Annotated in this window: 21 protein-coding genes; 12 read left to right on the top strand and 9 right to left on the bottom strand. The window is 63.8% G+C overall.

Features of this window, described 5'->3' with window-relative positions:
- Positions 1-78: 78 nt before the first annotated feature.
- Positions 79-555, top strand: a complete 477-nt coding sequence (locus tag WDU96_RS06245; RefSeq protein WP_337337604.1) for a YbaK/EbsC family protein — start codon at positions 79-81, stop codon at positions 553-555.
- Positions 556-558: 3 nt separating this feature from the next.
- Here the strand turns inward: WDU96_RS06245 and WDU96_RS06250 are convergent, their stop codons facing one another.
- A complete protein-coding gene (locus tag WDU96_RS06250; protein ID WP_337337605.1) occupies positions 559-1323 on the bottom strand; it encodes an IclR family transcriptional regulator in 765 nt (254 codons plus the stop codon).
- A gap of 61 nt (positions 1324-1384) precedes the next feature.
- Here WDU96_RS06250 and hutH point away from each other — a divergent pair, with 61 nt between their 5' ends.
- From hutH to hutI, 3 genes are read left to right on the top strand one after another with little or no spacing between them, the layout of a single operon-like run.
- Positions 1385-2950 (top strand): histidine ammonia-lyase, encoded by a 1566-nt coding sequence (gene hutH / locus WDU96_RS06255; protein ID WP_337337606.1) that lies wholly within the window; start codon positions 1385-1387, stop codon positions 2948-2950.
- Positions 2947-4599: a urocanate hydratase gene (gene hutU, locus WDU96_RS06260; protein ID WP_337337607.1), complete on the top strand. Its 1653-nt coding sequence runs from the start codon at positions 2947-2949 to the stop codon at positions 4597-4599. The genes hutH and hutU overlap by 4 nt, the downstream gene beginning before the upstream one ends.
- A complete protein-coding gene (hutI, locus tag WDU96_RS06265; protein ID WP_337337608.1) occupies positions 4599-5762 on the top strand; it encodes an imidazolonepropionase in 1164 nt (387 codons plus the stop codon). The genes hutU and hutI overlap by 1 nt, the downstream gene beginning before the upstream one ends.
- Positions 5763-5922: 160 nt before the next feature.
- Here hutI and WDU96_RS06270 read toward each other — a convergent pair whose 3' ends face one another.
- The 4 genes from WDU96_RS06270 to WDU96_RS06285 are packed head-to-tail and all read right to left on the bottom strand — an operon-like array spanning position 5923 to position 8991.
- Positions 5923-6393 carry a SixA phosphatase family protein gene (locus tag WDU96_RS06270; protein WP_337337609.1) on the bottom strand — a complete coding sequence of 157 codons (471 nt, stop codon included), beginning with the start codon at positions 6391-6393 and terminating at the stop codon, positions 5923-5925.
- Positions 6390-7280, bottom strand: a complete 891-nt coding sequence (locus tag WDU96_RS06275) for an agmatinase family protein (RefSeq protein WP_337337610.1) — start codon at positions 7278-7280, stop codon at positions 6390-6392. The genes WDU96_RS06270 and WDU96_RS06275 overlap by 4 nt, the downstream gene beginning before the upstream one ends.
- A gap of 44 nt (positions 7281-7324) precedes the next feature.
- Positions 7325-7666: a gamma-glutamylcyclotransferase family protein gene (locus tag WDU96_RS06280; RefSeq protein ID WP_337337611.1), complete on the bottom strand. Its 342-nt coding sequence runs from the start codon at positions 7664-7666 to the stop codon at positions 7325-7327.
- 53 nt (positions 7667-7719) lie between these two features.
- Positions 7720-8991, bottom strand: coding sequence for a DUF445 domain-containing protein (locus WDU96_RS06285; RefSeq protein ID WP_337337612.1), 1272 nt, complete (start codon positions 8989-8991; stop codon positions 7720-7722).
- A 52-nt stretch (positions 8992-9043) separates the two neighbouring features.
- On the opposite strand from WDU96_RS06285, the gene WDU96_RS06290 reads away from it, so the two are divergent.
- Entirely contained in the window at positions 9044-9346 is a 303-nt protein-coding gene (locus tag WDU96_RS06290; RefSeq protein ID WP_337337613.1) for a hypothetical protein, read from the top strand.
- A 7-nt stretch (positions 9347-9353) separates the two neighbouring features.
- On the opposite strand, the gene WDU96_RS06295 is transcribed toward WDU96_RS06290, so the two are convergent.
- The 3 genes from WDU96_RS06295 to WDU96_RS06305 form a co-directional block, all read right to left on the bottom strand.
- Positions 9354-10541: an acyl-CoA dehydrogenase family protein gene (locus tag WDU96_RS06295; RefSeq protein WP_337337614.1), complete on the bottom strand. Its 1188-nt coding sequence runs from the start codon at positions 10539-10541 to the stop codon at positions 9354-9356.
- Positions 10542-10603: 62 nt separating this feature from the next.
- Positions 10604-11368 carry an alpha/beta fold hydrolase gene (locus WDU96_RS06300; RefSeq protein ID WP_337337615.1) on the bottom strand — a complete coding sequence of 255 codons (765 nt, stop codon included), beginning with the start codon at positions 11366-11368 and terminating at the stop codon, positions 10604-10606.
- 38 nt (positions 11369-11406) lie between these two features.
- Positions 11407-12612 carry an MFS transporter gene (locus tag WDU96_RS06305; RefSeq protein ID WP_337337616.1) on the bottom strand — a complete coding sequence of 402 codons (1206 nt, stop codon included), beginning with the start codon at positions 12610-12612 and terminating at the stop codon, positions 11407-11409.
- 384 nt (positions 12613-12996) lie between these two features.
- Here WDU96_RS06305 and nrdH point away from each other — a divergent pair, with 384 nt between their 5' ends.
- The 5 genes from nrdH to WDU96_RS06330 all read left to right on the top strand — a co-directional run bounded on the left by nrdH (position 12997) and on the right by WDU96_RS06330 (position 17437).
- Positions 12997-13230: a glutaredoxin-like protein NrdH gene (nrdH, locus tag WDU96_RS06310; RefSeq protein WP_337337617.1), complete on the top strand. Its 234-nt coding sequence runs from the start codon at positions 12997-12999 to the stop codon at positions 13228-13230.
- Between the two features lie 5 nt (positions 13231-13235).
- On the top strand, positions 13236-13700 hold the full coding sequence (gene nrdI / locus WDU96_RS06315) for a class Ib ribonucleoside-diphosphate reductase assembly flavoprotein NrdI (RefSeq protein WP_337337618.1): 465 nt from the start codon (positions 13236-13238) through the stop codon (positions 13698-13700).
- Positions 13682-15838: a class 1b ribonucleoside-diphosphate reductase subunit alpha gene (nrdE, locus tag WDU96_RS06320; protein WP_337337619.1), complete on the top strand. Its 2157-nt coding sequence runs from the start codon at positions 13682-13684 to the stop codon at positions 15836-15838. Before nrdI ends, nrdE begins: the two co-directional genes overlap by 19 nt.
- A 42-nt stretch (positions 15839-15880) precedes the next feature.
- Positions 15881-16855, top strand: a complete 975-nt coding sequence (nrdF, locus tag WDU96_RS06325; RefSeq protein ID WP_337337620.1) for a class 1b ribonucleoside-diphosphate reductase subunit beta — start codon at positions 15881-15883, stop codon at positions 16853-16855.
- A gap of 195 nt (positions 16856-17050) precedes the next feature.
- The gene (locus WDU96_RS06330; protein ID WP_337337621.1) at positions 17051-17437 is read left to right on the top strand and encodes a DoxX family protein; all 387 of its coding nucleotides are present in this window, start codon (positions 17051-17053) and stop codon (positions 17435-17437) included.
- A gap of 10 nt (positions 17438-17447) precedes the next feature.
- Here the strand turns inward: WDU96_RS06330 and WDU96_RS06335 are convergent, their stop codons facing one another.
- Positions 17448-18569 carry a class I SAM-dependent methyltransferase gene (locus WDU96_RS06335; protein WP_337337622.1) on the bottom strand — a complete coding sequence of 374 codons (1122 nt, stop codon included), beginning with the start codon at positions 18567-18569 and terminating at the stop codon, positions 17448-17450.
- Between the two features lie 162 nt (positions 18570-18731).
- Between WDU96_RS06335 and trxA the strand changes: the two genes are divergently transcribed.
- Positions 18732-19133, top strand: a complete 402-nt coding sequence (gene trxA / locus WDU96_RS06340) for a thioredoxin (protein ID WP_337337623.1) — start codon at positions 18732-18734, stop codon at positions 19131-19133.
- A gap of 72 nt (positions 19134-19205) precedes the next feature.
- Positions 19206-19670: a DUF3817 domain-containing protein gene (locus WDU96_RS06345; RefSeq protein WP_337337624.1), complete on the top strand. Its 465-nt coding sequence runs from the start codon at positions 19206-19208 to the stop codon at positions 19668-19670.
- The last annotated feature ends 359 nt before the right edge of the window (positions 19671-20029 follow it).

The following is a 20029-nucleotide window of genomic DNA, read 5'->3' on the forward strand; positions in this document are numbered from 1 at the left end:
GCACTGCGGCAGTGCACGCCAGCAAGGAGAGGCTGTGCTGAGTCACCCTCGTTCACCAGCGCCAATAGGCTGGATGCCATGACCGCCGAGCTTCCCGCACGCAGCAAAATCGTGGCCGATCGACTCACCGACGCGGGTATCACCGGTCAGATTGTGATGCTTCCCGACGCCGCGGCGACGGCCGCAGCCGCGGCGGCAGCACTCAACATCGACGTGGGCGCCATCGCCAACAGCCTCGTCTTCTTCTCAGACGGCGAGCCGTTGCTGGTGATGACCAGCGGTGCGCACCGCGTCGACACCGTCGCGCTCGCTGAGAGGCTGGGGCGCACGTCGATCGAGCGGGCAAGCGCCGCGCAGGTGAGGGATGCCACGGGGCAAGCAATCGGCGGCGTCGCGCCGACCGGGCATCCCACGCAGCTGACGACGATCGTCGATGAAGATCTCGCTCACCACGCGCAGATCTGGGCGGCAGGTGGCACGCCGCACACACTGTTTCCCCTGACGTTCGACGAGCTTGTCGCTCTCACCGGTGGAACCGTCGCCACCGTCGCCTGAGCCTCACCGAATGCGCCGACTCAGCTCGTCGGCCGAGGCGCCGATGATGCTCGCCAGCTCGGTGGTGTCTTTCGTGGTGTCGTCTGGGTAGGTGACGGCGATCGCCGCGATCGGCCACGCGGTGTGGTCGGACACAGCGACCCCCATTGAACGTAGCCCGAGGGTGACTTCGCCGTCTTCGGTGGCGTAGCCCTGTCGACGCGTTGCGCGCAGCAGTTCCCGAAGCTCGCGGGGTGTTCGCGGCCCCCGCCCGGTGCGATCGGCGAACGATGCGGTGTCGGGATACAGTGCCCGCACTTGCTCGCGCGGCAACGCTGCCAGCATGGCACGACCGGTGGCCGTCAGATGGGCGGGCAGGCGCACTCCGACATCGGTGATGAGCGCTGGCCTTCGGGGGGCGCGTTCTTCGACGATGTAGAGCACATCCCGTCCCGTCATCACCGCGAGGTGAGCGCTCTCGCCCGTGCGGTCAGCGAGGGCAGCGACGAGCGTTCTGCCGAGCCGAGCCAGTGGCTGTTGGCGTGTGTAGCCACCGGCGAGCTCGAACGCTGCCGTGCCGAGACCCCATCGCCGCTCGGAGGCAATATGAACCACGAACCCGTGCTCCTCTAGCGTGGCGAGCAGGTGATAGACGCTGGAGCGCGCAATCTCGAGCTGCGTGGCGATCATGCTGGCAGCGACCGGACCGCGTTGCCTCGCGAGCATGCCGAGTATCCGCAGCGTCTGGTCTGCGGCGGGTACTTGCACGTGAGCGGTGTTGTCTGGCATCCCAGACACAGAATGCCACGAGGCACCGAAAAACACGACCCCGCCGGTGTGGAATCGAGCTATGACCGCCAACACCGATCTCGTTCTTGTAGGCGCGTCGCCGCTGCGCGCCGAAGATGTGGTCGCGGTGGCCCGCCACGGTGCGAAGGTCGACCTTGACGCTGCCGCAATGGCTCGGGTGTCGAGCAGTCGCACGCTCGTCGAGCAACTGGCCGATGACCCCGCGCCGCATTACGGCATCTCTACGGGCTTCGGCGCACTGGCTACCACCTTCATCGCGCCCGAGCGCCGGCATCAGCTGCAGGCCAGTCTGATTCGCTCGCATGCCGCTGGCACCGGTGAGGAGGTAGAGCGAGAGGTCGTGCGGGCACTCCAGCTGCTCCGCCTGCAAACTCTCGCTACCGGCCACACCGGAGTGCGCCCCGTGGTCGTTGAGACCTACGCCGCCATGCTCAACGCTGGCGTCACACCGATCGTGCGCGAGTACGGTTCGCTTGGCTGCTCGGGCGACCTCGCGCCGCTGTCACATGTCGCTCTTGCCGCACTCGGTGAGGGGCCGGTGCGCGACGCGAGCGGCGCGCAAGTATCAGCATCCATTGCCCTTGCCGCGGCGGGAATCGCCCCGCTGGTGCTCCGCGAAAAAGAGGGACTCGCGCTGATCAACGGCACCGATGGAATGCTCGGGATGCTGCTGCTCGCCCTGCACGACCTGCGCGTGCTGCTCGATACAGCTGATGTCGCTGCCGCGATGTCTGTCGAGAGCCAGCTGGGCACCGACGCGGTGTTCGCGGCAGACCTGCAGGCGCTTCGCCCGCAGTACGGCCAATCGGTGTCGGCTTCTCACCTGCGAGACCTGCTGGCAGACTCGGGCATTGTGGCGTCGCACCGCGACCCTGGCACGTGCACCAGGGTGCAAGACGCCTACTCGCTGCGGTGTTCGCCGCAGGTGCACGGTGCCGCCCGCGACACCGCCGATCACGCTGAGATGGTTGCGTCGCGTGAACTCGCCTCGGCGGTTGACAACCCCGTGATCACCGCGGACGGCCGCGTTGAGTCGAACGGAAACTTCCACGGCGCGCCGGTCGCATACGTGCTCGACTTTCTTGCGATTGCGGTGGCCGATGTTGCCTCGATCTCAGAGCGGCGCACCGATCGCGCGCTCGATCCCACCCGCAGCCACGGTCTGCCGCCGTTTCTCGCGCACGAGGTCGGAGTCGACTCGGGCCTCATGATCGCGCAATATGCCGCGGCCGGAATCGTCTCGGAGCTCAAGCGCCTCGCGGCTCCCGCCTCGGTGGACTCGATCCCGTCATCAGCGATGCAAGAAGACCACGTATCGATGGGATGGGCCGCCGCGCGCAAGCTTCGCCGTGGCATCGACGGGCTGTCACGCGTGCTCGCGGTCGAGGTGCTCACCGCAGCGCGAGCGATCGACCTGCGCTCGCCACTGCAGCCCAGCCCGGCGACCGGCGCCGTGCGTGATCTCGTGCGCACCGTCGCCGCGGGCCCAGGCCCCGACCGCTTTCTGAGTCCAGAGATGGAAGCCGTTGCCGGGCTTGTTCTCTCGGGCGCTGTCGCTGATGTCGCCTACGGCGCGCTTTCCGCTCACTCCAAGGAGAACCGATGAACACCGACTCCCGCACGATCCGCGCCGCCCGTGGCTCGGAGCGCACCGCCAAGAGCTGGGGCGCCGAGGCGGCCAAGCGCATGCTGATGAACAACCTCGATCCCGAGGTCGCCGAGCACCCAGAAGAGCTCGTCGTCTACGGCGGCACTGGCAAGGCAGCCCGAAGCTGGCAGGCGTACGACGCGATCGTGCGCACCCTCGATGAGTTGGAGCCCGACGAGACGCTGCTCGTGCAGTCGGGCAAGCCCGTGGGGGTCTTTCGCACGCACGAGTGGGCCCCGCGAGTGCTCATCGCCAACTCGAACCTCGTGGGCGATTGGGCAACCTGGCCCGAATTTCGCAAGCTCGAAGAGCTTGGCCTCACGATGTATGGCCAGATGACCGCCGGGTCGTGGATCTACATCGGCACGCAAGGCATTCTGCAGGGAACCTACGAGACCTTTGCCGCCGTCGCTCGCGCGCTCGGACGCGAAGACCTCACCTCGACGCTCACCCTCACCGCGGGCTGTGGCGGCATGGGCGGCGCGCAGCCACTCGCCGTCACGCTCAACGGCGGCGCGGTGCTGATCGTCGACGTCGACGAGTCACGACTGAAGCGACGCGTCGACCACGGTTACCTTGACCGCTACACCGCCGACCTCGATGAGGCGGTCACCCTCGTCCTCGCCGCCAAAGATGCCGGCGAGGCGCTCTCTGTCGGAGTCGTCGGCAACGCTGCCGAGGTCTTCCCCGAGTTGCTGAGTCGTCGCGTGCCGATCGACGTCGTCACCGACCAGACCAGTGCTCACGACCCACTCGCGTACCTGCCTGCGGGCATCAGTCGCGAACAGTGGCACGCCGAGGCCGAGCGTGACCCCGAGGGGTTCACTCGTCACGCTCGTGAGTCGATGGCCGCTCACGTCGCGGCGATGGTGGGGTTTCAAGACGCGGGCGCCGAGGTATTCGACTACGGCAACTCGATTCGTGCCGAAGCGCAGCTGGGCGGCTTCGACCGTGCGTTCGCATTTCCTGGCTTCGTGCCCGCCTACATTCGGCCGCAGTTCGCTGAGGGGCGGGGGCCCTTCCGCTGGGTAGCCCTGTCAGGCGACCCCGAAGACATCCGCAAGACCGACGAAGCGGTCAAAGCGCTGTTCCCCGACAACGCGGGACTCGTGCGGTGGCTTGAAAAAGCAGCCGACACCGTTCACTTCGAAGGTCTGCCCGCACGCATCTGCTGGCTCGGCTACAAAGAGCGTCACCTCGCGGGGCTGAAGTTCAACGAGATGGTCGCTTCGGGCGAACTGACTGGGCCTATTGTGATCGGTCGTGATCACCTGGATGCTGGATCCGTGGCGAGCCCCTACCGCGAGACCGAGGCGATGGCCGACGGCTCAGACGCCATCGCCGACTGGCCGTTGCTCAACGCGTTGCTCAACACCTCCAGCGGTGCGAGTTGGGTGTCAATTCACCACGGCGGGGGAGTCGGCATCGGCCGCTCGATTCACGCGGGGCAGGTCACGGTCGCTGATGGTACAGCGCTCGCCGCCGAGAAGATCGAGCGGGTGCTGACGAACGACCCCGGCACCGGAGTCATGCGGCACGTTGACGCCGGCTACGAGCGTGCGTGCGAAGTCGCGCGCGAACGCGGGCTGAACGTGCCGATGCTCTGATGACCACCACGCTGATCACCAATATCGGTGAGCTGACAACCAACGTCGCGACGCCGAGTGATGCCTGTGGCACCCTGAGCGACGCTGCCGTGCTCATCGACGACGCTGACATCGCGTGGATCGGTGCTGCCGCTGAAGCTCCCGAAGCTGAAGACGTGGTGGATGCTGCCGGGCGTGCGGTCATCCCCGGATTCGTCGACAGCCACACCCACCTCGTGTTCGGCGGCGATCGCGCCGACGAGTTTGAAGCACGCATGACCGGCACGCCGTATGCCGCGGGCGGAATCCGTCGCACGGTCGGGGCTACGCGAGCGGCCAGCGATGACGAACTGCGCGCCCGGCTGGCGACCCTGGTGGCGGAATTGCATGCACAGGGCACGACGACGTTCGAGATCAAGACCGGCTACGGCCTCACGGTTGCCGACGAAGAGCGCATGGCACGAATCGCCGCCGAGGTCACACCCGAGGTGACATTTCTCGGCGCACACGTCGTGCCAGCGGAGTACGCCGACCGACGCGAACAGTATGTTGATCTGGTCACCGGCGAGATGTTGCGCGCGTGTGCCCCGCATTCGCGCTGGGTTGATGTGTTCTGCGAGCGCGGCGCGTTCAGTCTCGATGAGTCTCGGCGCATCCTCGAGGCAGGCATCGCCGAAGGTCTGCTTGCGCGCGTTCATGGCAATCAGCTGGGGCACGGCGACGGCGTCTCACTGGCGGTATCGGTCGCGGCAGCATCCGTCGATCACTGCACCTATCTCTCTGACGCCGATGTCGCCGCTCTCGCCGGCAGCGACACGGTGGCCACCTTGCTTCCCGGTGTGGAATTCTCCACGCGACAGCCTTACCCCGATGCGCGACGACTGATCGACGCGGGCGTCACAGTGGCCCTGGCGAGCGACTGCAACCCGGGTTCGAGTTTCACAAGTTCGATGCCGCTCATGATCGCGCTCGCCGTGCGCGAGATGGGCATGACGCCGGCGGAAGCGGTATGGGCCGCGACCGCGGGCGGTGCCCGAGCACTGCGGCGCGACGACGTGGGGCACCTCTCGCCGGGCGCGCGGGCAGACATCGTCCTTCTGGCCGCGCCCACCCGAGTGCACCTGGCTTATCGCCCTGGCGTACCGCTGGTGTCGCGAGTGTGGCGAGGTGGCATCGCGCTCTAGCCGCGGTGCGGTGCGGTGCGGTGCGCCGGCAGGGTGCGGCGGCAGGGTGCGGCGGCAGGGTGCGGTGCGGTGCGCCGGCAGGGTGCGGCGGCGCGGCGGTGCAGCGCGAGCGTTATGGCGGGGTGCAGCGCGAGCGTTAGCGCTGAGTGTTGCGCGAGTGCTATCGCGGCGTGTTGAACGACCAATGCGCGGGCTCGAGGGCGTCGACCGCGCTCCAGTCGTCTTCATTCCACGCGAACGTGGCGACCGCGCAGGTGGGCATGGCTTGAATGCGCTCTCCCGACAGCTGGCCGGCGAGCTCGCTCATTCCCGGATCATGTGCGACGACCATCACGGAGCGGTGGCCGCTGTCTGCAGCGGCCGAGAGCAGCAGCGCGGCAGGTGCGCCGTAGAGCTGCTCTTGCAGCTCAACGCTCATGCCCAGCTCCTCGGCGAAGAAACCGGCAGTCGTCCGCGCTCGAAGTGCCGTGCTCGACAGGATCACATCGGGCGTGAAGCGCTCCCGCGCGAAATTTGACGCCATGCGAGGAGCATCAGTGCGGCCACGATCGTTGAGCGGACGGTCGTGGTCATCGAGTTCTGGGCTGCCCCAGTCCGATTTGGCATGGCGTACGAGCGCGAGCTGGATCATTTTTGAGCTGCCTTTCCTGCGAGCAATTCGAGCACACATAGCGCGGCGAGCCGCACCGTGCGCGCGTCTGGGGTGTCTGCCGTCGCATCCACTTCGACGATGTCGGCGCTGACGACGCGCGCATCGCTTGCGATCGCGCGCACAGCCGTGCGCAGTTCCCACGCGGCAAGCCCGCCGGGCACCGATGCTGGGCACCCCGGCGCAACAGAGCGGTCGCACACATCCACGTCGATATCGAGATGGATGCTGCCACGGCCGCCTGCGACCTCCAGCGCCTTCGCCACCGCAGCGTCGATGCCTTCTCGACGCACTTCGTCGAGGGTGATGACTGTGATGCCGAGGTCGGCCGCGCGGCGCGCGTAGGCGGCAGAGTTGGCGAAGTCGGCAATGCCGATCTGCGCGATGCGGTGCGGGTCGAGGCCGTCTTCGACGAGCCGCCGCACGGGGGAACCGTTCGACACGCCGTCGCGCAGATCGAAGTGAGCATCAAGGGTGATCAGCCCTTGCGCCTGTGCGCCCTGGGCCACCGCGTAGGTGATCGAGTTGTCGCCGCCGAGCGCGATGATCAGTTCCGCGCTGCGTCGAAGCTCTCGCACCCGGTCGCGAAGCGAAGCTTCGCCGTCGGGACCGTCGGGCGAGCTCACATCACCGGCATCGGTGATCCGCAGCACGTCGTTCAGATCAACCGGCCGGTTGCCCATGAGAGTCGCACTGTAGCGCCGCAGTGCGTCACGCACCGCCGCCGGCGTGGCGTGTGCACCCGTCGGCGAAAGCGACGTTCGAAACGCGGGAGCGCCCAACAGCGCGGCGTCCCACGGGCCGGGGGCGTCATCGAAGCGATCCCACTTACCCGCCCGCGGCCAGAGTTCATCGTGCGAAAGAGTCACGCTGTCGACGCTGCCGTTCCGGTGTGTGGTGCTGTGCTCTGCTGTCACGACGCGACGTAGGCCCACGCCTCGCGACCGCTCGCCAGCCGCACCTGAATGCGGCGAAACAGCGCGACTTCGTATTCGTCGCAGGCATCCACCTCGTCTTCGGTGAGTCGCAGTGCTTTGCCGACGACCTTGTCGAGAGTGTTGCCCGTCGGCCGCACCACCGCGTGAATCGAGTGACCTGAAAGGTCGACAAGTCGATGGTCGTCGATTCGCGCGTAGTCCATCGTGTAGCCCGGTAGGGCGTCAGGCTCACCCCTGAGCAGACGGCCGAAAGTGTCAAGCTGAATCTCGGGATGCGAGAGCGTCCCGTAGCTGAAGAGAAGATGGTCGGCGGCCACGCGCCCAGGCTACTCGCCATTCACACCGAGTGCACGGGTGATTTTCTTATGTGTCAGCGGAAAAAGGCGTGAGCGATCGTGTAGATGGCGAGTCCCGCAAGCGCGCCCACGATCGTGCCGTTCAGGCGGATGTATTGCAGGTCGCGCCCAACCATCAGCTCGATCTTCTCGGTGGTCTCTTCTGCGTCCCACCGCTCCACGGTGTCGGTGATGATCGAGGCGATGTCATGGCGATAGCGATCCACCAAAAAGACAGCCGCGTCGATCACCCACACATCGACCCGACGCTGCAGCGCAGCATCTGTCGTCAATCGTTCGCCGATCTCGCTCAGCGCCGCTGCCGCACGCTGACGAAGGGCGCTCTTGGGGTCTGCCAGCGAGGCGAGCAGGCCCGTCTTAGCGGTGTTCCAGGCTTCGCCAGCAAGCTGGCGCACGCGCGGGCTGTCGAAGACTGAAACCTTGGCATCTTCGAGCCGACCGATCGTCGCCGGGTCGTGCTGCAGATTGTCGGCGAGTCGCGCGAGATAGCCATCGATGGCAACCCGAGCCGGGTGGTGCGGATCAGCTTGCACGGCCGCGACGAATTTGATCGCCTCGTTGTAGACGGCATCGTCGACGAATCGGTGGGCAAGTGAGGGCACCCAGCCCGGAAGGCGACGCGAGAACAGGCCCGTAAACGAGGTGTGGTTGGCCTCCAGCCACGTCGCGATGGTGTCGAAGCCAAGATCGACGGCGCTTCGGTGGGCATCTGCCGTGACAATTCTGCTCAGCCAATCGCCCAGCGGCGGTCCCCATTCCGGATCGATGAGGTGCTCGCGCGCGAGGTCTTCGATGATGCCCTGCACATCGTCGTCGCTCAGGGCCTGCAACACACTGGAGGCCATCACAGACCCCTCGGCGGCGATGCGCCCGGCATGATCGGGAACGGCGAGCCATTCGCCCAGTCGGGCCGCGATCGCACTTTTTTCGAGCTTCTCTCGCACCACATCGCCGCGCAGAAACTCTGTTTCGACGAAGTCGCCGAGCGTCTGGCCGATCTCATCTTTTCGATTGGGGATGATCGCGGTGTGAGGAATCGGGATGCCGAGCGGATGCCGAAACAGTGCCGTGACCGCGAACCAGTCGGCGAGTGCGCCCACCATTCCGCCCTCGGCTGCCGCTCGAACGTAGGCCAGCGCTGGCACATCTTGCTCGAACGCGAACGAGAACACGAACACGAGCGCCATGAACAGCAGTGCACCCAGCGCGACAGCCTTCATGCGCGAAAGGGAGCGCCGACGCTGCTGGTCGGCAGGGCTCAAGAGTTCTGTTGGTGTCCGTGCCATTGCGTCATCTTCGCACGCGCAGCGGTCGCGTTCGCCGGGCTAGGCTCGAAAGATGGATGAGTTCGACGAGATGGCGCACCAACTCGAGAAGCTGGTGCGCGATCCGCTGGCCGACGCAGTGAAGGGCAGCGTGCTGGTCGTCTCGGTGTCAGAGCCGGTCGGGCGCGCGCGCTACCAAGCCTGCGAGTTAGACGTGGTTGCCTCGGCCGAGGGTGTTCCCGCGACTCGCGTCACAACCGAGGTAGTCACCTCGCGACACTTCTGGCCCAAAGTGGGGGCGGTTCTGCCCGCGCGGGTGTCTGTGTCTGATCCGCAATGCATCGAAATCGACTGGGACGCACTCGCTAAGAAGTGATTCGGGGCTACTGTTCCAGCGGGCCGAGCCACGCGGCGGCCACTGTCGAATGTGCAGACTCAGGATCTGACGGGTGAAAGAGCCCAGCGAGCACATCTCGATAAAGGCGGCTCAGCTCCGCTGTTGCAAAATACGATGAGCCGCCGGCCACGAGCACCGCATCGTCGACGATTGCCTTCGCCGCGGTGACCGCGCGGTGCTTCACCCCGCTCAGCATCGAGAACCACTTCGGGCCATGATCTGCCGCCGCGTCGACGTCATTGCAGAGAGCGTCGATCTGCGGTGGCAATGCGTCGTAGGTGAGCGCCATTTCGGCGATGCGCCACCGAATGTCGGGGTCTTGGCTGTATGACTTGCCGGTCTTTTTCGATTGACGCTGCCCCGCGGTGGTCACGGCGACATCGATCGCCCGCCGGGCGATGCCGGTGTAGACCGATGCCAAGAACAGCTCGAACACGCTGAAGATCCCGAACACGATCGCGTCGGGGTTGGGTCCGGGGGCGATTCGGCGCACCACCCGATCGGCGGGCGCAACGGCGCCGTGAAGCTCTGTGGTGCGCGACTGCGTGCCGCGCATGCCGAGGGTGTTCCAATCGTCGCGCACAACCAAGCGTCCTGCGGCTTCTTCAGCGCGGGGGAGGAACGCGTAGACCATCTGTGGCCCGTCGGGCGAAGAGGTATCGAGCCCATGCACGCCTAGCTGCGTCCACACCGGAGACAGCGAGGTGAAGATCTTGGTGCCCGAGAAAGAATACGAACCGTCTGCGTGCGGGGCGGCGTCGGTATTGCTGCCGAACAGAACCAGATCGTTTCCTGCCTCGCTGATTCCGAAGCCGAACACCTCGCCGGCCACGGCGCCTTCGTGCACGAACTGCAGGGTGTTGATGCCGCGATCTGCCAGCACTTTCGCCACGCCCGTCCACACCAGGTGCATATTGATTGCGAGCGCGGTCGCCGGCGCGGCGCCCGCGAGTCGTTGCTGAAGTCGCGAGACCTGGGCAAGGCTCAGCCCGGCGCCACCGAGTGCGGTGGGGCAGAGCAGGGAAAGATACCCGGCGGCTTTGAGCTCAGCGAGGTCATCTTCGGGAAAGGTGTTCTCGCGATCGTGGATGACCGCCCGTTGACGCATGCGCTCGAGCAGCTCATCTGGCAGGTATACGGACAGATCGAAAGATTCGGAGCTCACCCTTCTCATTGTGCCCTCCCGGGGCTCGGGCGGCGCGGAAACTTGCGCGAACGCAGACGCCGTCGCGCGTGTCAGCGCTCGCCAAGTGCCAGGTGCAGGGCCGCGATTGTGGCTTCCGGGTTGTCGCGATGCGGCGAATGGCCGGCGTTGGGCACGACCGACATGCCGATACGCGGATTCGCGGCGAGCACTTCGGCGGCGAGATCGCCGGTGAAAATCGAGTAGACCTTGGGGTCTGAGCCGATCACGTGAGTGGGAGTTGTCAGCTGCGCGGCAGCATCCCGAACATCCCACGGCGAATTCTGCACGCTGGTCTGCTCCACCGCCCACCGACTCACTTGCTGCGCCGACTGCGCCTTCAACTCGACATCATGCTCGTGCCAGTGCGGGTGCTCAGCACGCACGGCCTCGCGTGAGGGGTCAGCGAATGAGCGCTCTTGACTGTTGCGCACGGTCTGTCTGTCTTCGGGCGAGAGGTGAATAGCCGGGTCGATGAGCACAAGCTGTTTCGTCCACGACGGGTCGGATGCTGCGACCACCGTGGCTGCAGATCCGCCGAGCGAATGGCCGATTACCAGATCCCAGGAGTCCTCGCGCTCAGGCCAAGTTTCGGCAAGATCCGCGGCGTAGGCAGCGATGGAGTAGTCCAACGCTCTCGGCGCGCTGCCATGACCTCGAAGGTCGACCGCTTGGGCGTGCCACCCCGCTTCGGCCAGTGCGGTGCCAAAGCGCCACATCAGGGCGCCAGTTGAGCCGAGACCGTGAATCAGCAGCGCGTGGCGGGGGCTGCGCGCAGCCCCCCATGACAGGCGAGGAAGAACGATGGGAGCGGGCACGAATCCAGCATAGAAGCCATGCTCGCGGGGGATCACTCTCAGGTGATCGTCTGCACCGGTTCGGTGTCGGGTATTGGGGTGGAATCGCGCCCGCGCAGGTCGGGAAAGCCACGTACGAACACGATGGCGACGATCGTGCCGAGGGCGGCGAAGCCGGCAGCCGCTGCGATGGCGCCCTCTGGGCCCACGCCGTCGATGAGAAAACCTGCAACAGCAGAGCCCGCTGCGGCGCCGATCAGCTGGCCGGTGCCGATCCAGCCGTACGCCTCGGCGGTCTCGCTGAACTTGACGCTCACCGAGGTCATGGCAAAGAGCACGGCAAACGCGGGGGCGATTCCGGCGCCGGCGATGATCAGCGTGCCGCTCATCCACCACACATCGAGCGAGAACATCGCCAGGGTCATTCCGATCGTGACGATTGCGAATCGTCGCGCCATCGCCCAGGGACCGATCGGAAGGTGCCCAAAGCTCAGCCCGCCCGCCAGACTGCCGACGGCGAACAGAGCCAGCACGATGCCAGCTTCGATGCCGTCGTGGCCGAACGTGGCCACCACGCCCGCTTCCACTGCGGCGCACGCACCGATCAGCAGAAAACCCACCACCGTGGCGAGCATGACGGGCGGTTTCATGAGCACTCTGCCGAGTCGACGGCGACTTCGGGGTATGCGCACGCGCCCAACTTCTGGCGAGAGGATGAACCACGCGCACCCGCCGATCAAGATGGCGACGACGAGGAGGAGCGCTTGCACAGTGCCGACCTGCGTGGCCACGACGGTGATGACCACCGGCGCAAGCACCCAGATCAGCTCTTGCAGCGAAGCATCCAAAGAGAAGAGCGGAGTCAGCTGCTTCGAGGTCACCATCTTGGGGTAGATGGTGCGCACGGCCGACTGCACCGGGGGAGTGGAGAGCCCAGCGATCAAGCCGACCACCATGTAGCCGGCGACCACCATGGGCAGCAGCGCGATGGCAGCGATCGCGGCGGCGCAGATGACGGTCGTCACCGTCAGCACCCGTCTCATGCCCCAGACGCCCATCCAGCGGCTCGTTACTGGTCCGGCAACTGCCTGACCCACCGACGTCGCCGCCAGTACGAGCCCCGCTGCACCGTACGAGCCGGTCACTTGCTCGATATGCAGCAGGACCGCGAGGCTGGTCATGCCGTTGGGAAACCGAGCCGTCAGTTGGGCGGCCATGATGCGGCCTACGCCAGGCGTTTTCAGCAGTTCCCCGTAGCGCGACACCCGTCTACGTTAGCGCCACGGCGGCACAGTGAGCGTGCTGCGCCACGAGCCGATCTGACGACGCGCCGCGACACGCCCAAAACGTTCTCCACAGGCAGATTGCCTGTCTGAGGATCGCCAACTCTTCGGCCCTGTGGACAGATCGATTCGTCTTGCCCAACTGTGGCGTGATTCTGGGTTTTTTCACACACCAGACTCCCAGCGCGCCTGTGGATGAATCGGTGGAAAACCTGTGTTGTACATGGGGAGAGCGGTGGAAAATGACACTGATGTAACTACTAGCCCTTGTGGTGCTATCGAATGTCGGTACCCATATGTAGTATTGGACTCCCGGTGAGGGTCTGCCGGAACAAACACGAGATTTGAGGGGAGAACGGAGTCACGATGGCGATTACCGTTTACACAAAGCCTGCATGCGTGCAGTGCAACGCGACATACCGTGCGCTGGATTCAAAGGGAATCGAGTACAACATTCTCGACCTGTCAGAAGATGCGGAAGCACTCGAGCAGGTTAAGGCTCTGGGGTACCTCCAGGCACCTGTCGTCATCACCGATGAAGACCACTGGTCGGGCTTCCGTCCCGACAAAATCGACGAGCTGGCTTCGCGCCTCGTCTGACGCTCATGGCAACCGTGATCGCGGAGCGTCACGCGGTTGCCAGCCGGGCAGCCGCGGCGCCGCTAGTCGTCTTCTTCTCCAGCCTGTCGGGCAACACGGCACGCTTCGTAGAGAAGCTCGGCGCACGAGCGGTTCGGATCCCGTTGCATTCAACCGATCCGGCTCTCGTTGTCGATGAACCGTACATCCTGATCACCCCCACATACGGCGGAGGTCAGGGGCGGGGAGTTGAGAAGGGCGCCGTTCCCAAACAAGTCATTCGATTCCTCAATGACGAGCGCAATCGAGACATGATCCGAGGCGTTATCTCGGCGGGAAATACCAACTTTGGCGAGCATTTCGCGCTCGCTGGCACGATCATCAGCCGCAAGTGCAATGTGCCGCACTTGTATCGGCTTGAAGTATTTGGCACGCCTGAAGACGTAGAACGTGTGAGCGAGGGACTAGAACGATGGCAGACACAGCGGTGACCGTATCGACATTCAAGACTGAGGCGCGATTCGAGGGCATGGACTATCACGCGCTCAACGCGATGCTCAATCTTTACGACGCGGATGGCAAAATCCAGTTCGAAGCAGACAAGCGTGCCGCACGGGAGTACTTCCTGCAGCACGTGAATCAGAACACGGTGTTCTTCCACTCGCTCAAAGAGCGTCTGGACTACCTCGTAGAGAAGGAATACTACGAGCCCACCATCATCGAGAAGTACTCGCTCGACTTCATCCAAGAACTCAATGACTTCGCCTACTCGAAGAAGTTCCGCTTCGAGACCTTCCTCGGCGCCTTCAAGTACTACACCAGCTACACGCTCAAGACGTTCGACGGCAAGCGTTACCTCGAGCGCTTTGAAGACCGGGTCGTCATGACCGCCCTCGGCCTCGCAGACGGCAACGAGAAGCTCGCGCACGATCTGGTCGAAGAGATCATCTCGGGACGTTTTCAGCCGGCAACGCCCACCTTCCTGAACTCGGGCAAGGCGCAGCGCGGCGAACTCGTGTCGTGCTTCTTGCTGCGTATCGAAGACAACATGGAGTCGATTGCACGCGGAATCAACTCCGCGCTGCAGCTGTCCAAGCGCGGTGGCGGCGTGGCACTGCTGCTGTCGAACATCCGCGAGTCGGGCGCACCGATCAAGCAGATCGAGAACCAGTCATCGGGCATCATCCCCGTGATGAAGCTCCTCGAAGACAGCTTCAGCTACGCCAATCAGCTCGGCGCCCGTCAGGGTGCAGGTGCGGTGTACCTCAACGCGCACCACCCTGACATCTTCCGCTTCCTCGACACCAAGCGCGAGAACGCTGACGAGAAGATCCGCATCAAGACGCTCTCGCTCGGTGTCGTCATCCCAGACATCACGTTCGAGCTCGCCAAGAACGGCGAAGACATGTACCTGTTCTCGCCCTACGACGTCGAGAAGGTCTACGGCATTCCGTTCGGCGACATCTCGGTCACCGAGAAGTACCGCGAGATGGTCGATGACCCGCGCATCAAGAAGACCAAGATCAACGCGCGCGAGTTCTTCCAGACCCTCGCTGAGATTCAGTTCGAGTCGGGCTACCCATACATCATGTTCGAAGACACGGTGAACAAGGCCAACCCGATCAAGGGCCGCATCAACATGTCGAACCTCTGCAGTGAGATTCTGCAGGTGAACACGCCGACCACGTACAACGAAGACCTCTCTTATAAAGAGATCGGCAAAGACATCTCGTGCAACCTCGGTTCGATGAACATCGCTTTGTCGATGGATGCTGATGACCTCGGTCAGACGGTCGAAACCGCGATCCGTGCGTTGAGCGCGGTCAGCGAGCAGAGCCACATCGCTTCGGTGCGCTCGATCGAAGACGGCAACGACCGTTCGCACGCCATCGGCTTGGGACAGATGAACCTGCACGGCTACCTCGCTCGCGAGCACGTGTTCTACGGTTCAGAAGAAGGCATCGACTTCACGAACATCTACTTCTACACGGTGCTGTTCCACGCACTTCGGGCGTCGAACAACCTCGCGATCGAGAAGGGCCACGCATTCGACGGATTCGAAGACTCGACCTACGCGAGTGGCGAATTCTTCGACAAGTACATCGATCGCGCTTGGGTTCCCGAGACCGACAAGGTCACCGAGCTGTTCTCTGGCAAACACATCCCCACCCAAGAAGACTGGGTGGCGCTGAAGGCATCGATCCAGCAGCACGGTATCTACAACCAGAACCTGCAGGCAGTACCTCCGACAGGGTCGATCTCCTACATCAACAACTCGACGAGCTCGATCCACCCGATCGCGTCGAAGATCGAGATCCGCAAGGAGGGCAAGCTCGGTCGTGTGTACTACCCGGCAGCGTTCATGACGAACGACAACCTCGAGTACTACCAAGACGCCTACGAAATCGGCTACGAGAAGGTCATCGACACCTATGCCGCGGCCACTCAGCACGTCGACCAGGGGCTCTCGCTGACGCTGTTCTTCAAAGACACCGCCACCACGCGTGACATCAACAAGGCTCAGATCTACGCATGGCGCAAGGGCATCAAGACGATCTATTACATCCGTCTGCGACAGCTGGCCCTTGAGGGCACCGACATGACCGAGTGCGTCAGCTGCATGCTGTGATTCAGCGCTCACTTAACCACAAGCCTGCAAGAGAGAACTGACATGACCGAAAAGCTTCAGCTGCTGAAGCACGTCCAGGCCATCAACTGGAACCGCATCGAAGACGACAAAGACGTTGAGGTCTGGAACCGCCTCGTCAACAACTTCTGGTTGCCTGAGAAGATTCCGCTGTCCAACGACATCCAATCGTGGAACACCCTCACGCCCGACGAGCAGTTGCTCACCATGCGAGTGTTCACCGGTTTGACTCTGCTTGACACTATTCAGGGCACCGTGGGCGCTGTCTCGCTCATCCCTGACGCGATCACCCAGCACGAAGAAGCGGTGTACACCAACATCGCATTCATGGAGTCGGTGCACGCGAAGAGCTACTCGTCGATCTTCTCGACGCTGTGCTCGACGAAAGAGATCGACGAGGCGTTCCGCTGGTCGGTCGAGAACCCGAACCTTCAGAAGAAGGCTCAGATCGTCATGGACTACTACCAGGGCGACAACCCCCTCAAGCGCAAGGTCGCGTCGACCCTGCTTGAGAGCTTTCTGTTCTACTCGGGTTTCTACTTGCCGATGCACTGGTCATCACGCGCCAAGCTCACCAACACCGCCGACCTGATTCGCCTCATCATCCGCGATGAGGCCGTGCACGGGTATTACATCGGCTACAAGTTCCAAAAGGGACTCGAGAAGGTGTCGCAGGCTGAGCGCGACGAGATCAAGGACTACACCTTCTCGTTGCTCTACGAGCTCTACGACAACGAGGTGCAGTACACGCAAGACCTCTACGACGGCGTCGGTCTCACCGAAGACGTCAAGAAGTTCTTGCACTACAACGCCAACAAAGCCCTCATGAACCTGGGCTACGAAGCGATGTTCCCCGCCGCTACGACAGACGTCAATCCGGCGATCCTGTCGGCGCTGTCGCCAAACTCCGACGAGAACCACGACTTCTTCAGCGGTTCAGGTTCGTCGTACGTCATCGGCAAGGCCGAAGCGACCGAAGACGACGACTGGGACTTCTAGCAGCTCATGAAGAACCCCCGTGGGCTTGTCGCCCTCGGGGGTTTTTCGTTGCTCGGTCGAGCATGCCGCCAGCGTTCTCGGACGGACATGCTTGCCTTTCGACTAACCGCCGTCTGATGTGATGGCGGGCGGATTGTCCACTAGCGTATGAGGCCGATTGCCCCGACCAGCTCACTTTTGTGGTTCGCTTTTGTTATGAGGACAATCGCACGATGGACGCTGGCCGCAGCGATGGTGTTCGCTGGACTGAGCCACATGTTTTGGGCCCGCAAAGAGTTTCAAGCCCAAGTGCCCGACTGGACAACAGAGGCGACTCCGCTCGACAAAGACGCTGTCGTGGTGGCTTCTGGCGTCGTCGAGGTGATGTTGGGCGCGTCGCTTGTGGTGCTACCAGCATCGCGCAGCAGACTGGGCGTGATCCTCGCCGCATTCTTTGTCGCGGTGTTTCCCGGCAATGTCGAGCAGTACACCAAGAAGCGTGATGGATTCAGCTTGGATTCAGACCGCAAACGGCTCGTGAGGTTGTTCTTCCAACCGGTGCTCGTCGCGTGGGCCTACTGGTCGACGCGGACTCCTCGCTGAGCGAGCGCCACTAACGCCTCTTAGAGACGGTCACCGTGAACTTGGCGTTTCGGGCAAGCTGACGGGTGGGGCCGACGAGCCGCTCCAGCGACGCGCGGTATTTCAGCACAGAGTTCCACACGGTGTACAGCTCGCCGCCCGGTTGCAACACTCGCGCCGCGTCAGCGAACATTCGTGGCGCTATCTCTTCAGAGATGGCCGCACCCACGTGGAACGGGGGATTGAGGGCAATAAGGGATGCTGCCGCGTCCGGTTGGCTCGCCAGCATGTCGTCCTGCACGACGGTCACTGCGTTGGCAAGCCCATTCGCCTCGGCAGTCGCGCGCGCAGACGAAACCGCGATGGCGGACTGATCGCACGCGATCACGCTTCGGGGTGGGGTTCGCTTCGCGAGTGTTGCGGCCACGACGCCGGTGCCGCAAGCAAGATCGATCACAGCACCGTCGTGGGGGAGCGTGGCTGGCAGCTGCTCGAGCAGCAGCCTGGTGCCGATGTCGATGGAGGTGCCCGCGAATGCTCCACCGAAGGCGCAGACCACGAGCCCGTCGTGGGTTGCTTGTTGCGGAAGCGGTGCGCGTCCAGAGTGCGGGCCACGCGCGATGAGCACCCGCGACTTCTGGCGCGCGTGGGTCACGTCGACCGTGGTGAAGTGCTCACGAAGCACATCGTTCATGGCGACAGTCATGTATTTGATGCGACCGCCGGCGAAGACGGTGACGTCGGGCGCAGCATCCATTGCGATCAAACCCGCGATATCGCGCAGTGCATCCAGCGAACGGGGCAAGCGCAAGAGAACGAGTTTCGCGCCACGCACGAGGTCGGGGCCGAGCGGCTCGGAAGTGAAGGTCGCAGCGAGGCCCAGGCGTGCCGCATTCGCGGCCAGCGCGCGCTCGCCCGTGAGCGCATCTTGGTGAACGCGGATCAGCTGCCCGGCGGTGGGCAAGGCCTCGCTCGCGCTGCGAAGGGTAAGCGCGCCATAGTTGTCGCCGATAACGACGATGTCGGCCGCGCTCGAGGCTCGACGGGCATCTTTCGATTCGTCAAGGAGCAACCGGTCGGCGGCGTCGGACGCTTGCAGGTCTGGCCCCTCAAGATCGGGCCAGCGGCGAAGATCGTCCAGCAGAAAGGTCACGACTCAACGGTAGCCCGGCCCGGCCCGGCTCGCTGTTCGCATACGCCTTGAGTGCGACGAATCTTCGCGGTTGGGGCACGGTTCCGTCAGAGACGGCAGACTAGAGAGCAACGCGGCGCCGTAATTCGCGGTGTCGCACCGACGATTCAGGAGGCACGAGCCATGGCCACTACCGAAATCACCGCAAACGACCTCGCAAGCGTCGTCGCCGACAACGAGATTGTCTTTCTGGACTTCTGGGCGGAGTGGTGCGGTCCGTGCCGGCAGTTCGCCCCCGTCTTCGAAGCCGCATCGGAAGCGAACCCCGACATCGCTTTCGGAAAGATCGACACTGAAGCAGAGCGGGAGCTCGCTTCGGCGTTCCAGATCACGTCGATCCCGACACTGATGGTGTTCCGCGGCGGAATTGTGGTCTTTTCCCAGCCCGGCGCTCTTCCTGCGCCTCAGCTCGACGAGCTGATTGCTGGAGTGCGCGGACTCGATATGGATGAGGTGCGCGCCCAGGTGCAGCAGCAGCAAGAGGCGGCGCAGCAACAAGCGGCAGCGGAGGCCGAACAGCAGTAACAACTAGCAAGCGGCGCCGCGTAGTGCGGCGTCGCTTGTCGGCTCGAATAATCCCCCTACCCAAGGAGAGACGTGTTCCGCACGCCCCTGGCCCTTTTTCGTACACTCGCGATCGCCGAAGCGATCTCATGGACCTTGCTCATCGCGGGGTTGATCTTGCGAGCAACTGCAGACTGGGCGTGGGCAGTATCGATCGGCGGCGGCATCCACGGCTTCGTCTTTCTTGCCTACGGAGCGACAGCTATCCTCGTCGCCAAGAATCAGCGGTGGAAGGCCGGCGCGACGGCGATCGCAATCGTCAGCACGATCATCCCTTATGCGACGATTCCCGCCGAGCTATGGCTTCATCGCACCGGCCGTCTGGAAGGTGCCTGGCGTAGGGAAGAGACTGATGACCCGCGGGATGCCGCCTGGCACGATCGCCTGATGCGGTGGTTCTTGCGCAAACCATGGATTCTCGGGCTGCTGCTTGTCGTCGGCGTTGTTACGGTCTTCGCAGTTCTGCTGATTCTGGGCCCTCCGGGTGGCCGAGACTGAGGAAGGGTGTACCCCTTTTTCGCCGCGATCAGCACTTCGTATCACGGACGATGAGGGCCGCGCACTACCAAGGTCAGCACGACACGCCCGGGGGGCAGTTCAGATTTGCCGGATGTTCATCTGGCGCGTAAGTTATTACTTGTTCGCCCCACAGGGATGCGGAAGAGCCGGAAGGCTTTACCCCCCTCAAGCGGAGAACAGCCCCCTTCTAAACACCAACTCAGGTTGTGTTTTGATGTTGCAGCCCTCGGGTTGCGTGGGGTCAGCCACTCCGAATGGAGCTGGTGCGAGCTTCTGCTTGCCCCGGCGAAATTGCGGCCCGGTCGATTTGACTTGGGTGAGAGGGTGTGGCTACGATA

The organism is Microbacterium marmarense, assembly GCF_037204165.1.
GTDB lineage: Bacteria > Actinomycetota > Actinomycetes > Actinomycetales > Microbacteriaceae > Microbacterium > Microbacterium marmarense.